14 protein-coding genes are annotated in these 15397 nt (G+C 58.3%); 9 read left to right on the top strand and 5 right to left on the bottom strand.

Annotation, left to right across the window (positions count from 1 at the left end):
• Window positions 1–5: 5 nt before the first annotated feature.
• Entirely contained in the window at window positions 6–704 is a 699-nt protein-coding gene (locus tag G6Q29_RS05910; protein ID WP_165464892.1) for a GNAT family N-acetyltransferase, read from the top strand.
• 95 nt (window positions 705–799) lie between these two features.
• On the opposite strand, the gene betA is transcribed toward G6Q29_RS05910, so the two are convergent.
• From betA to betI, 3 genes are read right to left on the bottom strand one after another with little or no spacing between them, the layout of a single operon-like run.
• Window positions 800–2464 (bottom strand): choline dehydrogenase, encoded by a 1665-nt coding sequence (gene betA, locus G6Q29_RS05905; RefSeq protein WP_165464891.1) that lies wholly within the window; start codon window positions 2462–2464, stop codon window positions 800–802.
• Between the two features lie 13 nt (window positions 2465–2477).
• The gene (betB, locus tag G6Q29_RS05900; protein WP_165464890.1) at window positions 2478–3950 is read right to left on the bottom strand and encodes a betaine-aldehyde dehydrogenase; all 1473 of its coding nucleotides are present in this window, start codon (window positions 3948–3950) and stop codon (window positions 2478–2480) included.
• Between the two features lie 13 nt (window positions 3951–3963).
• Window positions 3964–4551, bottom strand: coding sequence for a transcriptional regulator BetI (gene betI, locus G6Q29_RS05895; protein WP_165464889.1), 588 nt, complete (start codon window positions 4549–4551; stop codon window positions 3964–3966).
• Between the two features lie 128 nt (window positions 4552–4679).
• Here betI and betT point away from each other — a divergent pair, with 128 nt between their 5' ends.
• From betT to G6Q29_RS05860, 7 genes are all read left to right on the top strand, one after another.
• Complete coding sequence (gene betT, locus G6Q29_RS05890; RefSeq protein ID WP_165464888.1) at window positions 4680–6713, top strand: choline BCCT transporter BetT; 2034 nt, start codon at window positions 4680–4682, stop codon at window positions 6711–6713.
• A 136-nt stretch (window positions 6714–6849) separates the two neighbouring features.
• A complete protein-coding gene (locus G6Q29_RS05885) occupies window positions 6850–7242 on the top strand; it encodes a type II toxin-antitoxin system RelE/ParE family toxin (RefSeq protein WP_165464887.1) in 393 nt (130 codons plus the stop codon).
• Window positions 7239–7523 carry a NadS family protein gene (gene nadS, locus G6Q29_RS05880; protein WP_014882936.1) on the top strand — a complete coding sequence of 95 codons (285 nt, stop codon included), beginning with the start codon at window positions 7239–7241 and terminating at the stop codon, window positions 7521–7523. The genes G6Q29_RS05885 and nadS overlap by 4 nt, the downstream gene beginning before the upstream one ends.
• 167 nt (window positions 7524–7690) lie before the next feature.
• Window positions 7691–8602, top strand: a complete 912-nt coding sequence (locus tag G6Q29_RS05875; RefSeq protein ID WP_278186963.1) for a metal ABC transporter substrate-binding protein — start codon at window positions 7691–7693, stop codon at window positions 8600–8602.
• A gap of 2 nt (window positions 8603–8604) precedes the next feature.
• The gene (locus tag G6Q29_RS05870) at window positions 8605–9411 is read left to right on the top strand and encodes a manganese/iron ABC transporter ATP-binding protein (protein WP_165464886.1); all 807 of its coding nucleotides are present in this window, start codon (window positions 8605–8607) and stop codon (window positions 9409–9411) included.
• Window positions 9408–10256 (top strand): iron/manganese ABC transporter permease subunit SitC, encoded by an 849-nt coding sequence (gene sitC / locus G6Q29_RS05865; RefSeq protein ID WP_165464885.1) that lies wholly within the window; start codon window positions 9408–9410, stop codon window positions 10254–10256. Before G6Q29_RS05870 ends, sitC begins: the two co-directional genes overlap by 4 nt.
• Window positions 10253–11092, top strand: coding sequence for a metal ABC transporter permease (locus G6Q29_RS05860; protein WP_165464884.1), 840 nt, complete (start codon window positions 10253–10255; stop codon window positions 11090–11092). The genes sitC and G6Q29_RS05860 overlap by 4 nt, the downstream gene beginning before the upstream one ends.
• Here the strand turns inward: G6Q29_RS05860 and entD are convergent.
• Window positions 11046–11717 (bottom strand): enterobactin synthase subunit EntD, encoded by a 672-nt coding sequence (gene entD, locus G6Q29_RS05855; protein WP_165464883.1) that lies wholly within the window; start codon window positions 11715–11717, stop codon window positions 11046–11048. The two genes, G6Q29_RS05860 and entD, sit on opposite strands and share 47 nt — an antisense overlap.
• Before the next feature lie 90 nt (window positions 11718–11807).
• On the bottom strand, window positions 11808–14048 hold the full coding sequence (locus G6Q29_RS05850; RefSeq protein WP_165464882.1) for a TonB-dependent siderophore receptor: 2241 nt from the start codon (window positions 14046–14048) through the stop codon (window positions 11808–11810).
• Window positions 14049–14196: 148 nt separating this feature from the next.
• Between G6Q29_RS05850 and fes the strand changes: the two genes are divergently transcribed.
• Window positions 14197–15396 carry an enterochelin esterase gene (gene fes / locus G6Q29_RS05845; RefSeq protein ID WP_165464881.1) on the top strand — a complete coding sequence of 400 codons (1200 nt, stop codon included), beginning with the start codon at window positions 14197–14199 and terminating at the stop codon, window positions 15394–15396.
• Window position 15397 lies beyond the last annotated feature (1 nt).

The following is a 15397-nucleotide window of genomic DNA, read 5'->3' as shown; positions in this document are numbered from 1 at the left end:
CCGCCGTGCCCGAAATCAATCAACATGGTCAAACCGTTAACGATATCGTTCCCGACTGGAAATGCGCCCGGGTCTTAACCCGCACCCCGCTTACCGGGCAGTATTGCCGTCTGGAGCCGCTGGATGCCGATCGCCATTCAGCTGATTTATACGAGGCCTACGCGCTGGGTGATGACAGCGACTGGACCTGGCTTGTCAGCACCCAGCCGGAAAGCGTGGAAGCCACTGCGCACTGGGTACTTGGAAAGGTGATGGATGCCGATCTGGTGCCCTTTGCCGTTATCGATTTACGCACTGAACAGGCGGTAGGGCTGGTGAGCTATATGGCGATTGAACGGTTTCTCGGCTCGGTGGAAATCGGCCATGTCACCTGGTCCCGAAAGATGAAAGGTACCCGCATCGGCACCGAAGCGGTGTGGCTGCTGCTGAAAAATGCCTTTGAGCATAAGTACCGTCGACTGGAATGGAAATGCGATTCAATGAACACGGCCTCGCGTAGTGCGGCAGAGCGGCTGGGGTTTGTCTGGGAAGGTCGCCTGCGCCAGAAAATGGTGCGTAAAGGACGTAACCGCGACAGTGATATGCTCTCCATTATTGATGGCGAATGGCCGCAAAGGGATGCGGAACTGCGCGCCTGGCTGGCGGCGGAGAATTTTGACGGGGAAGGGCGGCAGGTTAAGCGGCTTGAGGCGTTTCGGAAATAATTATCCCTCACCCTACCCCTCTCCCAGAGAGAGAGAGGGGACGATTACACCCTCTCCCGTTGGGAGAGGGCCGGGGTGAGGGGAGACGTTCGCACTCAGCGACGAACCGGCGCGCCGTTCGCCACATAATACGCCGCCGTGCTCTTCGCCAGCGGTTCGCGCCCGCGAATGGCATCGGCCATTTTTTCGCCAATCATGATGGTCGTGGCGTTCAGATTACCGGTGATGATCTGCGGCATGATCGACGCATCCACCACGCGCAGCCCTTCCAGTCCGTGAACGCGGCCTTCGCCGTCGACAACCGCCATCTCGTCATAGCCCATCTTACAGGTACCGCACGGGTGGAAGGCGGTTTCGGCGTGGTTACGCACGAACTCGTCCAGCTGTTCGTCGGTCTGGCACTCGACGCCCGGGCTGATCTCGCGACCGCGGTACTTGTCCAGCGCCGGCTGGTGCATGATCTCGCGGGTGATACGGATCGCGTCGCGGAACTCCTGCCAGTCCTGCTCGTGGGACATATAGTTGAACAGGATCGCCGGATGCTGATGCGGGTCGCGGGATTTAATGCGCACGTGCCCGCGGCTCGGCGAGCGCATGGAGCCGACGTGGCACTGGAAGCCGTGCTCTTTCACGGCGTTCGAGCCGTTATAGTTAATTGCCACCGGCAGGAAGTGATACTGAATATTTGGCCACGCGAACTCCTCGCGGCTGCGGATAAACCCGCCCGCTTCGAAGTGGTTGCTCGCGCCCACGCCGGTGCCGCCAAACAGCCACTCCGCGCCAATCTTAGGCTGGTTCCACCATTGCAGGGCAGGGTAGAGGGATACCGGCTCCTTACATTCATACTGAAGATACATCTCCAGGTGATCCTGCAAGTTTTCCCCTACGCCGGGTAAATCATGTACCAGCGGGATATCAAACTGCTTCAGCAGTTCAGCGTTGCCCACGCCGGAGCGCTGGAGGATCTGCGGGGAGGCAATGGCCCCTGCGCATAGCAGGACTTCTTTATTGGCTGTCGCTTTGGACGGAATCGTGCTTTCACCCTCCAGCCACTCGACGCCTACCGCGCGCTTACCGTCAAAGATAATGTGATCGGTCATAGCGTGGGTGCGGATGGTCAGGTTCGGGCGTTGCTTTGCCTGGTCCAGATAGCCGCGCGCGGTGCTGGCGCGTCGGCCCTGCGGCGTGACCGTGCGATCCATCGGGCCAAAGCCTTCCTGCTGATAGCCGTTAAGATCGTCAGTGCGCGGATAGCCCGCCTGCACGCCTGCTTCCACCATCGCCTCAAACAGCGGGTTTACGCCCGGTTTGGACGTGGTGACGCTCACCGGACCGTCGCCGCCGTGATAGTCGTTCGGCCCTACGTCGCGGGTCTCTGCCTTGCGGTAATACGGCAGGCAGTTCAGATAGCTCCAGTGCTCCAGACCCGGTTCTTTCGCCCAGTTGTCCAGATCCATTGCGTTGCCGCGCACGTAGCACATGCCGTTGATCAGCGATGAGCCGCCCAGCCCTTTACCCCGTCCGCACTCCATGCGGCGGTTGTTCATGAAAGGCTCTGGCTCGGTTTCATACGCCCAGTTGTAGCGCTTGCCCTGCAACGGGAAGGCCAGCGCGGCAGGCATCTGGGTGCGGAAGTCAAAGCGATAGTCCGGCCCGCCCGCCTCAAGCAGCAGGACGGTGGTGTTCGGATCTTCAGTCAGTCGTGTTGCCAGGACGTTGCCGGCAGAGCCGGCTCCGATAATGATGTAGTCAAATTGCAAATAAACCTCCCGGTTAAAATATGGACTGGAATTTACCCATCTCAACCTGGATGGACTTCACCTGGGTGTAACTCTGTAGCGTCATGACGCCGTTCTCGCGGCCAATGCCGGAGTGTTTGTAGCCGCCCACCGGCATCTCCGCGGCGGATTCACCCCAGGTATTGATCCAGCAGATGCCAGCTTCGAGCTGATGAATAGCGCTGTGCGCGCGGTTCAGGTCGGCAGTGACGATGCCCGCTGCCAGACCGTAGTCGGTGTCATTGGCGCGGCGAATCGCTTCTTCATCGCTTTCATAGGTCAGAATGGACATCACCGGACCGAAGATCTCTTCGCGCACGATGGTCATCTCATCGGTGCAGTCGGTGAATACCGTCGGGGCCACCCACGCGCCGTTGTCAAACCCTTCGCCCTTCAGCACGTCGCCGCCGCACAGCACGCGCGCGCCTTCTTCTTTGCCTTTGGCAATGTAGCGCAGCACGCTGTCGCGGTGCGGGAAGCTGACCATCGGGCCAAAGTTGGTGCTTTCGTCAAACAGATCGCCCGCGCGGATGCGGCCCACGCGCTCAACGATTTTCTGCTCAAACGCGGCCTTAAATTTCGCGGGCACGAACACGCGGGTGCCGTTGGTGCAGACCTGGCCGGAACTGAAGAAGTTCGCCATCATGGCGATGTCTGCCGCGAGATCGAGATCCGCGTCGTCGAAAATAATCAGCGGCGATTTGCCGCCCAGCTCCATCGTCACCTCTTTCAGGGAGGAGGCCGCCGAGTTGGCCATCACCTTTTTGCCGCTGGCCACGCCGCCGGTGAAGGAGACTTTGGCGATGTCCGGATGCTCGGTCAGGTACTGGCCGGTCTCCGCGCCTACCCCCGGCAGGACGTTAAACACGCCGTCCGGCACGCCCGCTTCGGTGTAGATCTCCGCAAGCTTGAGGGCGGTAAGCGGCGTGACTTCGCTCGGCTTGAAGATCATCGCGTTGCCTGCCGCCAGCGCCGGGGCCGATTTCCACAGCGCGATCTGGATCGGGTAGTTCCACGCGCCGATACCCGCCACCACGCCCAGCGGCTCGCGGCGGGTATAGACGAACGAGGTCTCGCGCAGCGGGATTTGGCTGCCTTCCAGCGCCGGGATCAGCCCCGCGTAGTACTCCAGCACGTCCGCGCCGGTGACGATATCGACGGTTGACGTTTCGGAAAACGCTTTACCGGTGTCGAGGGTTTCAAGCATTGCCAGCGCATCGTTACGCTCGCGCAGGATATCGACGGCGCGACGCAGAATGCGCGAGCGCTCCATGGCGGTCATCGCCGCCCAGATTTTTTGCCCGCGTTTTGCGCTTTCAACCGCGCGGTCCACGTCTTCGCGTCCGGCGGCCTGTACGCTCGCCAGAACTTTACCGTTCGCCGGGTTGATGGTCTCGAAGGTGTGACCGCTGGTGGCGGATGTATAACCACCATTAATATAAAGCTGCTGTTCTGCCATTCGGGACATAAATTCTCCTCGGTTAGTCGGTCGGTAAATGCTGGCTGATAAAGTGGCTGGTGAGCGACTGGGCCAACGTTTTATCCAGCGGATTGCCGCTCAGCGCAGCGCGCAGCCACAGCCCGTCAATCAGAGCGGCGAGACCGTAGCCCGCCTCCTCAGCCTGTTCGCGCGGCAGCTCGCGGCGGAACTCGTATACTAGGTTTGAGAGCAACCGGCGGCTGCTGACCTGCTGCAAACGATAGAGCATCGGCTGATGCATGCTGCTTGCCCAGAAGGCCAGCCAGGCCTTCATCGCCGCGCCGCTGATCTGAGTTTCATCAAAATTGCCGCCGACAATCGCCTGCAAACGCTGCTCTGCGCTACCGTCTGGCAGGGCGCGTAAACGGCTTAATACCGCATCGCGCAACTGACCGGTGATGTCGCGCATGGTCGCTTCCAGCAGACCGTTTTTGTCCTTGAAATAGTGACTGATGATCCCCGTGGAAACGCCCGCCCGACGGGCGATTTGCGCGATGGTTGCGTCATGCATTCCCACTTCATTTATTGCTTCCAGCGTGGCGTCGATAAGCTGCCTTCGCCGGATCGGCTGCATCCCCACTTTGGGCATTTTTGCCACTCCATTCATCAGCGTTGGTAATCTATTAAAGCGTTTTTTGATTGGACGTTCAATATAAAATGTGTCTTAATTGTTGCGGTTTTGAATTTCAATAGTTACAAAAATAGTGGGGATACTGGATGACAGACCTTTCACAAGACAGAGAAAAAGACAAAATCAACCCGGTCGTATTTTATACTTCCGCCGGGCTGATTTTGTTGTTTTCCCTGACGACGATCTTCTTTCGTGATTTTTCTGCCGAGTGGATTGGGCACACCCTGAACTGGGTATCGAAGACCTTCGGCTGGTACTACCTGCTGGCGGCGACGCTGTATATCGTCTTCGTCGTCTGCATTGCCTGTTCGCGCTTTGGTTCAGTGAAGCTCGGGCCAGAACAGTCTAAGCCCGAGTTCAGCCTGCTGAGCTGGGCCGCGATGCTGTTTGCCGCGGGCATCGGCATCGACCTGATGTTCTTCTCCGTGGCGGAACCGGTCACGCAGTATATGCAGCCGCCGGAAGGGGCAGGGCAGACGATGGAAGCCGCGCGCCAGGCGATGGTCTGGACGCTTTTCCACTACGGCCTGACGGGCTGGTCGATGTACGCGCTGATGGGCATGGCGCTCGGATACTTTAGCTATCGTTATAATTTGCCCCTCACCATCCGCTCCGCGCTGTATCCGATTTTTGGTAAAAAAATTAACGGGCCGATTGGTCACACGGTAGATATCGCGGCGGTGATTGGCACCATCTTCGGTATCGCGACCACGCTCGGGATTGGCGTAGTACAGCTCAACTACGGGCTGAGCGTGCTGTTTGATATCCCGGATTCGATGGCCGCCAAAGCGGCGCTGATTGCGCTGTCGGTGATAATCGCCACCATCTCGGTGACGTCTGGCGTCGATAAAGGCATCCGCGTGCTCTCCGAGCTGAACGTGGCGCTGGCGCTGGGCTTAATTCTGTTCGTGCTGTTTATGGGCGATACCTCCTTCCTGCTCAATGCGTTAGTGCTGAACGTGGGAGACTACGTGAACCGCTTTATGGGCATGACGCTGAACAGCTTCGCCTTTGACCGTCCGACAGAGTGGATGAACAACTGGACGCTCTTCTTCTGGGCGTGGTGGGTGGCGTGGTCGCCGTTTGTCGGCCTGTTCCTGGCGCGTATTTCACGCGGGCGCACTATCCGTCAGTTTGTGATGGGTACATTAATTATCCCGTTCACCTTTACCCTGCTGTGGCTGTCGATTTTCGGCAACAGCGCGCTGCATGAGATTATCCACGGAAATGCGACCTTCGCGCAGGAAGCAATGGCGCACCCGGAGCGCGGCTTCTACAGCCTGCTGGCGCAGTATCCGGCGTTCACCTTTAGCGCCTCGGTGGCAACCATTACCGGGCTGCTGTTTTACGTCACCTCGGCGGATTCCGGCGCGCTGGTGCTGGGGAACTTCACCTCGAAGCTGAAGGACATTAACAGCGACGCGCCGAACTGGCTGCGCATCTTCTGGTCCGTCGCCATTGGCCTGCTGACGCTCGGCATGCTGATGACCAACGGCATTTCGGCGTTGCAGAACACCACGGTGATCATGGGCCTGCCGTTCAGCTTCGTGATCTTCTTCGTGATGGCCGGGCTGTATAAATCGCTCAAAGTGGAAGACTACCGCCGCGTCAGCGCCAGCCGCGACACCGCCCCGCGTCCGCTGGGGGCGCAGGACAGGCTGAGCTGGAAGAAACGTCTGTCGCGTCTGATGAACTATCCAGGCACGCGCTACACCAAACAGATGATGGAGACGGTCTGCTTCCCGGCGATGGAGGAAGTCGCACAGGAGTTGCGCCTGCGTGGCGCGTACGTGGAGCTGAAAAACCTGCCGCCGGATGAAGGCGAAAACCTGGGGCACCTGGATCTGCTGGTGCACATGGGCGACGAGCAAAACTTCGTCTACCAGATCTGGCCGCAGCAGTATTCGGTTCCCGGTTTCACCTACCGCGCGCGCAGCGGGAAGTCGACCTACTACCGGCTGGAAACCTTCCTGCTGGAAGGGAGCCAGGGGAATGATTTGATGGATTACAGCAAGGAGCAGGTGATCACGGACATTCTGGACCAGTACGAGCGGCACCTGAACTTTATCCATCTGCACAGGGAAGCACCGGGGAATAGCGTGATGTTCCCGGATGTTTAAACAGATTCTTAAAACTCCATTGCGCTGTATATAAATACAGTTAATTGGCGCAATATGCTCATGGAAGAGTAATATTGCAGCGACAGCCTGGCGCTGATGAGCCAGGCTGTTGTTGTGTTTCAGGAAGGAACCATGGATGAGTCACGCGATAGAATTTATCGAAACTTCACTTTTTACCCGCCAGATCAAAAGCATTGCTACGGATGATGAATTAAAGGATCTCCAAAAGGAACTCATTGCCCGGCCTGATAAAGGTGACCTGATTCAGCATACGGGGGGATTACGTAAAATAAGGATGGCCGCAGGCTCAAAAGGAAAGAGAGGGGGAGCCAGAGTGATATACTTTCTGGCAACGGAAGAGGTGATCTATTTCATCATGGCCTATCTAAAAAGCACCAGGGACAGCCTGACTGAGGCAGAGAAAGCTGAACTTAAAAAACTGACTTCTGTTCTGAAAAATACTGCTTCCTATGCCATAAAAGGTAGGTGTACTATGTACTCCATTCAGGCAGGAGGAGGCAGACAATGAGTATATTCGATGAATTAAAATCTTCGCTTGAAGAAGCCGTTGAGATCCACAGCGGAAGGAAGGCAGCTTCCAGAGTAACCCGCTATGAAGTTGCAGATGTTCGCGCAATCAGAGAACAGCTCAATATCACCCAAAGCGAAATGGCGAAGGCGCTTGGCACGAGCGTTGACACGATAAAAAGCTGGGAGTCTAAACGTCGCAACCCAACCGGACTGGCGGCGAAGGTACTGAATGTGATTCGGGAGAACCCTGCATTTTATAAGGCCCTTGCCGGGCATTAGGTAGCCCTCTTACCGGGTGGCGCTGCGCTTACCCGTCCTACAAAAACTAACACTCTTCGTTGACATATCTTTAATGATAATTATTTTCATTTAAATATAGCCTGTGCTATACCTTATAGCACAGGCTAATTTCGCTTTGAATTTAATCACCTCGGGAGATTTCTGCGATGCACCTACTGCAAGGATTGAAGCGTCTGTTATTCAGCTCGCTGTTACTGACCGCGGCCACCACGGGCGCGCAGGCGGCTGAAAAATTCCAGGTTATCACGACATTTACCGTTATCGCCGATATGGCGAAAAACGTGGCGGGGGACGCCGCAGACGTGACTTCCATCACCAAACCGGGTGCTGAAATCCATGAGTACCAGCCCACGCCGGGCGATATTAAACGTGCGCAAAAGGCGCAGCTGATCCTGGCGAACGGCATGAACCTGGAGCTGTGGTTCCAGCGCTTTTATCAGCATCTGAACGGTGTGCCGGAAGTGATTGTCACCAAAGGCATTACGCCGATGGGGATTAGCGAAGGGCCATATAACGGCAAACCCAACCCGCACGCGTGGATGTCCCCTGACAACGCCCTGATTTACGTCGATAACATTCGCGACGCGCTGGTGAAGTACGATCCGGCGAATGCGCAGACCTATCAGCGCAACGCTGACGCCTATAAGCGGAAGATCACCGCCACCCTCGAACCGCTGCGCAAGCAGGTTGCGGAGATCCCGGAAGATAAGCGCTGGATGGTGACCAGCGAAGGGGCGTTCTCCTATCTGGCGCGGGATCTGGACCTGAAGGAGCTTTACCTGTGGCCGATCAACGCCGATCGGCAGGGCACGCCGCAGCAGGTGCGCAAGGTGATCGATCTGGTGAAAAAACATCGTATCCCGGCGGTATTCAGCGAAAGCACGGTTTCGGATAAGCCGGCCCGCCAGGTGGCGCGTGAAACCGGCGCCCACTATGGCGGCGTGCTGTACGTCGACTCACTGAGCGCGGAAAACGGCCCGGTGCCGACCTACATCGATCTGTTGAACGTCACGACCCGCACGCTGGTGCAGGGCATCCGTGACGGCATGAAGGAGTAACCATGCAGAAGGGGATTGTCGTAACCGATTTGACCGTGACCTACCGCAACGGTCATACCGCATTGCGTGATGCCTCGTTCAGCGTGCCGGGCGGATCGATTGCCGCGCTGGTAGGTGTGAACGGTTCCGGTAAATCCACGCTGTTTAAGGCGGTGATGGGCTTTGTACGGGCGGCGAGGGGGACTATCACCATTCAGGGGCTGCCGCCTCATCGGGCGCTGCGTCAGAACCTGGTCGCCTACGTGCCGCAGTCGGAAGAAGTGGACTGGTCGTTCCCGGTGCTGGTCGAAGACGTGGTGATGATGGGCCGCTACGGGCACATGGGTTTTCTGCGTCGGCCAAAAGCGCAGGATCGGCAGATCGTCACCGACGCCCTGAAACGGGTGGATATGCTTGAGCTGCGCCATCGGCAGATTGGCGAACTCTCCGGCGGACAAAAGAAACGCGTGTTTCTCGCCCGCGCGATTGCCCAGCAGGGCGAGGTGATCCTTCTCGACGAGCCGTTTACCGGCGTGGACGTTAAAACCGAAGCCAGGATCATCAGCCTGCTACGCGAGCTGCGTGACGAAGGTAAAACCATGCTGGTTTCGACTCACAATTTAGGCTCGGTCACGGAGTTTTGCGATTACACGGTGATGGTTAAAGGCACCGTGCTGGCAAGCGGCCCGACGGAAACCACCTTTACCGCCGAAAATCTGGAGCGTGCCTTCAGCGGCGTGCTGCGCCACGTGGTGCTCAGCGGTTCAGAAGATCGCATTATTACCGACGACGAACGCCCCTTCGTGACGCACCGACAGGAGGCCAAATGAACGCGCTTCTCGAACCCTTCGGCTACGAGTACATGCTGAACGCGATGTGGGTTTCGGCGATGGTGGGTGGGCTGTGCGCGTTTCTCTCGTGCTATCTGATGCTCAAAGGCTGGTCGCTGATTGGCGATGCGCTCTCGCACTCCATCGTGCCGGGGGTGGCGGGAGCCTACATGCTCGGGCTGCCGTTTTCGCTGGGGGCATTTTTATCGGGCGGGCTGGCGGCGGGCAGCATGCTGTTTCTCAACCAGCGCAGCCGCCTGAAAGAGGATGCCATCATTGGGCTGATCTTCTCCTCCTTTTTCGGTCTGGGGCTGTTTATGGTCTCGCTCAACCCGACCTCGGTGAACATTCAGACCATCGTCCTCGGCAATATTCTCGCCATTGCCCAGGAAGACATCGTCCAGCTGGCGATTATCGGCGTGGTGTCGATGGTTATCCTGCTGTTCAAATGGAAAGATCTGATGGTGACCTTTTTTGATGAGAACCACGCCCGCGCCATCGGTCTGCGTCCTGAACGCCTGAAAATTCTCTTCTTTACGCTGCTGGCGGTCTCTACCGTGGCGGCGCTGCAAACCGTCGGCGCGTTTCTGGTGATCTGCCTTGTGGTCACGCCCGGCGCGACCGCGTGGCTGCTCACCGATCGCTTCCCGCGTCTGCTGATGATTGCCGTCGCCATTGGCAGCATTACCAGCTTCCTCGGCGCGTGGGCGAGCTATTATCTCGACGGCGCGACCGGCGGTATTATCGTGGTTGCCCAGACGCTGCTGTTCCTGCTGGCGTTCGTCTTTGCCCCGAAGCACGGGCTGCTCGCCAGCCGCCGTCGGGCGCAGGAGGCACATTCATGATGGCGCTGCTCCTCGAACCGTTCCAGTTTGCGTTTATGAACAACGCGCTGCTGATTTCACTTCTGGTGGCCGTGCCCTGCGCGCTGCTGTCGGTCTTTTTGGTGCTGAAAGGCTGGGCGCTGATGGGCGACGCCATGAGCCACGCGGTGTTTCCCGGCGTCGTGCTGGCCTGGATGATGGGCCTGCCGCTGGCGCTGGGCGCGTTCGTCGCCGGATTGTTCTGCGCGGTCGCCACCGGATACCTGAAAGATAACAGCCGCATCAAGCAGGACACGGTGATGGGGATCGTCTTTTCCGGCATGTTCGGTGCCGGGCTGATCCTTTACATCGCCGTTAAACCCGAGGTGCACCTCGACCATATTCTGTTCGGCGATATGCTGGGTATTAACGGGATGGACATTCTGCAAAGCGGTGTTGTGGCGGGGCTGATTGCGCTGGTAATTGGCCTGAAGTGGCGGGACTTTCTGCTGTTCTGCTTCGATTATCAGCAGGCGCAGGCGAGCGGTCTGCGCACCCGCTGGCTGCACTACGGCTTACTGTGCATGGTTTCGCTGACTATCGTCGCGACGCTGAAAGCGGTGGGGATCATTCTCTCGATTTCCCTGCTGATTGCCCCCGGCGCGGTTGCGGTGCTCATTACCCGGCGCTTCCACATGGCGCTGCTGGTGGCGGTAGCCGTTTCAGCCCTCGTGTCGGTAAGCGGCGTGTATGCGTCGTTTTATCTCGACAGCGCGCCCGCGCCGACCATTGTGGTGCTGTTTGCAGTGGTGTTTATCGTGACGTTTGTGGTTACCAGCGTGAAGGCTCGTCGGCAGGAGAGTGCGACAGCAGGGTGATCGCCTGTTCGCCGTGCTGCTGCCAGTGAAGGGTGAAGGCGGTGCCTTCGGGATAGCCCGCGCACTGGCAGGTCAATGCCAGCGTAAGCGTCTTTTCGACAAGTTGCGTGACGCGGGCGCTGTCAAATCCCATCCAGGCCTGCACCTGCGGAAAGAGGGCTTTGAACAGGCTCTCTTTGGCGCTAAACACCAGCGTCAGGGCGAGGGCGAACGGGTAACCCGAGTGGGAAAGGACGCTCTCTTCCTGCGCATCAATAATGCCGTCTTTGATTTCCCGGGCTTCGTTTTCGGGGAGGATCGTTTCACAATCGATGCCGATAAGCGCAGGGTACTGCGTGACGACGGCCATCGCCTGCGCGTTGCTGTGGGTGATGCTGCCGGAAATACCTTGTGGCCAGAGCGGTTCCCCGCTGGGGCCAATGCCGGGAATCGTGCGATCGTTTAATGCGTATGCGGCGGCGATACGCCCGGCAAGATGCTCGGCTTTGCGTTTGCGTCCGGCGTTTGAAAGCTCAGCGTGATGGGGCAGCCAGAGGAGATCGGCGTCGGTAAAGGTGGTTGGGTCGAAGGTGATGCGGTGCACGGTAAGGGCGGCGAGAATGAACGTGCTGTGGGTTGTGTGCATGGTTCTCCCTTTTTCAACGAATAGTGCGGCCTGATGCCCTCCCTCACCCCGGCCCTCTCCCACGGGGAGAGGGGGAAGTCATTGCCTGTATCAGAACCTCGTATTTACGCTCATATACCAGGTGCGACCCGGCTCATTATACGTATACGCCCCCGCACCGTACATATACGCCCCCGTCGTAGTATTACCCGTGGTCTGGGCGTTACCGGCGCGCCACTGACGCTTGTCGAAGACGTTGTCCACGCCGCCGGTCAGGCTGACGTTTTTCGTCACGTCCCAGGTCGCGCTCAGGCCAACGATGCTGTACGGGCTGACTTCATCTTTCTCAGACCCGGTCACCGGCTGACCTTTGTAGTTGTACTTTTTCGGCTGCTGCTTGCCGTACCAGGTGAAGGTCGACTGCAATGAGACATCCTGGCGTACCTGCCAGCTCAGGGTGGAATTCAGCGTATACTCCGGGATGATCGACAGACGATCGCCGGTCTCTTTGTTCTTGCTTTGCAGCATGTACGTGATGTTGTTCGTCCAGTTAATCGTGTCGCTGACCGGCACGTTCAGGGAGCCTTCCAGACCTTCCACCACTGCCTTCGGCACGTTTTCCCACTGGTAGATATCGGTGGTGACTTTGCTGGTGGACGTCTGGCCAATCGGCGCGTAACCCGCTTCAATTTTGTTGCGGTAATCGTTGCGGAACCAGGTCACGCCCGCCAGCCAGCCGTCGCGTTTCCACTCCAGGCCAATCTCTTTGTTAATGCTGGTTTCGGCTTTCAGATCGTCGTTACCCATCATGTAGCAGCCCACGCCGTCGGAACTGGCGTAGCAGCCCTGGCCTTTACTGTACAGCAGGTAGTTCGGGTTGGTCTGGTACAGGCTCGGCGCTTTATAGGCGCGCGCAATGCCCATCTTCAGGGTGAAGTCATCCCCCAGACCTTGCGACAGGTTCAGGGACGGGCTCCAGTTATTGCCGACGATGGTGTGGTGATCGAAGCGCAGGGCAGGCGTCAGCATGGTGCTGTCGGTCAGCTCCATGTTGTTTTCGGCGAACAGGGAGAAGATCTCCGCTGACGTGTACGGGCTACGGTCTTCGCTCATGCCCGGGATGGTGCCGCCCTGCTGGGTTTGCGTGAAGGAGATGGAGTCTTTCATCCGCTGCTGGTTCCACTCGGTGCCGAGCGTCAGGTTCTGGTTGACGAGGAAATCAATCGGCAGGTTGATTTCGCTGTGCAGCATTACGTCGGCCAGATCGGTATCGGTAAATTTATTGCTGTTGAAAAGGCCTTCCGTACCGCCCGCAAGCCCTTCGCCCAGACGGGAGTTGCGGGTGTGCTCGTACTGCGCCCAGTTGCTGGTGGTGATGCCGTTATCCCAGCCGCCATTCCAGGTTACCGCGAAGTTCTGACGATAGATTCGGTTAGTTTCTTTACCGTAGTTCTTCTTCACCAGCGCGTTGTCATTGTTGGTGTTCTGGGTATCGCCCGCGTAGAGGTTGTTCTGGCGGCTGTAGCCCGCTTCAAACTCCAGCGACTGCATCGGCGCGAAGTCCCAGCGCACCACGCCGTTGATATCTTTGTTCTCTACACCTTCACGGCCTGCGGGGAGGGTGTTGGCGTAAGCGCCCGTGCGCTCGGACTGGTGACCCTGGTTGATGTCCCACGCGTCGGCCTGGGTTTTGTCCAGATTACCGTACATACGGAAGCTGAAGTCGCCGCCCAGCGGGCCGCTCAGGCTGAAGTTGGTGCGCTTCGTGGAACCTTCGTCTTTATGTTCCGGCGCATTCAGGTAAGTGCTCCAGGAGCCGTGCCACTGGTCGTCGAATTTTTTGGTGATGATGTTCACCACGCCGCCTGCCGCGCCGTTGCCGTAGCGGGCAGCGGCCGGGCCACGGATCACTTCGATGCGTTCGATCATCTCCGGCGGTACCCAGCCGGTGTCGCCGCGCGTATCACGCTCGCCGCGCCAGCCCAGACGGATGGAGTTGCGGCTTGTGACTGGCTTACCGTCGATCAGGATCAGGGTGTTTTCCGGGCCCATACCGCGAATGTCAATCTGACGGTTATTCCCGCGCTGGCCGCTGGTAGAGTTGCCGGTCAGGTTAACGCCCGGCATGGTACGGATAATTTCCGCTACGTCGCGCGCGGGCGGGTTTTTGCGGATTTCGTCGGCGGTGATGGTTGACACGCCCGGCGCCTGTAAATTCTGCTCGGCGGCGGTGATCACCATGGTGTCTTCGTGCTGCGCGGAGGCGGTGTTGTCGTCTGCCATGGCGGGCAGCGCGGCACCATAAATCCCTAAATTGACCAGCAAGGCCAGAGAGTGAATCTTCTTATTCATTGTACGTCCCGCTTTTATGGTTATTTATGAACAACGCGCTTCCCACAGCGCGGGCATTACGCTATTGCAAATGCAAATAGTTATCAATAATATTATCAATAAAATTTGCTCTGAAACAAAAAAGACTGTGAAACATGGGGTTATAAGGGTGACGGCGTTAACAACCGGAAGTGAAGCGTGGTGGCAGGCGAAAAATGGGCCGGAACGGGAACGTCATCAGGAAAACTATCGCGTCACCTTCTGGTGGCGGGACCCGGCGGGAACGCAGAAAACCTCGACGGTGAAACGCGTCTGGCTCTACGTCACCGGCGTGACCGATCACCATCAGAATGCCCGTCCGCAGTCCCTTGAACGCATTCCGGATACCGACGTCTGGCAGTGGCAGGGCGAATTCAGCCCCGAATGGCGCGGGAGCTACTGCTTTATCCCCTCCGATAATGAAAACGATTTTGCCAGCGCAGTGTTTGAAGGCGAGCAGCCGGACCGCATGGCGCTGCGTGAAGGCTGGCGCAAACTGTTGCCACACGCAATTTCTGATCCACTGAATCCGCAGAGCTGGCGCGGCGGGCGTGGTCACGCCGTCTCGGCACTGGAGATGCCGGAGGCTCCGGTGCAACCGGGCTGGAACCGGCCCGATGCACGGTACAAAAAGCCCGTTTGCATTGAGTGGCACAGCGCGCGTCTGAAGAACCATCGCCGCGTGTGGATTTTTACCACCGGCGATGAAAGCCCCGAGCGCCCGCTGGCGGTGCTGCTTGATGGCCAGTTCTGGGCCGAAAGTATGCCCGTCTGGCCTGCACTGGCATCGCTCACGCGCGACGGTAAGCTGCCGCCTGCGGTTTACGTGCTGATCGACGTCATCGATACCGCACACCGCAGCCGCGAGCTGCCGTGCAATCCCGATTTCTGGCTGGCGGTGCAGGAAGAACTTCTCCCACAGGTAAAAAACATTGCCCCGTTCAGCGATCGCCCCGACCGTACCGTGGTGGCGGGTCAGAGCTTCGGCGGGCTCTCTTCCCTTTATGCCGGTCTTAACTGGCCGCAGCGTTTTGGCTGCATCCTCAGCCAGTCCGGATCCTACTGGTGGCCGCACCGCGGCGCACAGCAGGACGGGTTGCTCATCGAACAACTTAAAGCGGGTGAAAAAACCGCTCGCGGGCTGCGCATCGTCCTTGAGGCCGGGCGCAATGAACCGCTTATCTTGCGCACAAACCAGGCGATCCTCGCCGAACTACACACGCAGCAGCCGGTTTTCTGGCGTCAGGTTGACGGCGGACACGATGCGCTGTGCTGGCGCGGTGGGCTGACGCAGGGGCTGATGATCCTCTGGCAGCCGCTTATTCACTAAC

The sequence above is a fragment of the Enterobacter cloacae genome, assembly GCF_011078175.1.
In the GTDB taxonomy this organism is placed as follows: Bacteria; Pseudomonadota; Gammaproteobacteria; order Enterobacterales; family Enterobacteriaceae; genus Enterobacter; species Enterobacter cloacae_Q.
The sequence above is the reverse complement of the archived record's forward strand: the minus strand, read 5'-3'. Positions and strand labels throughout refer to the sequence as shown.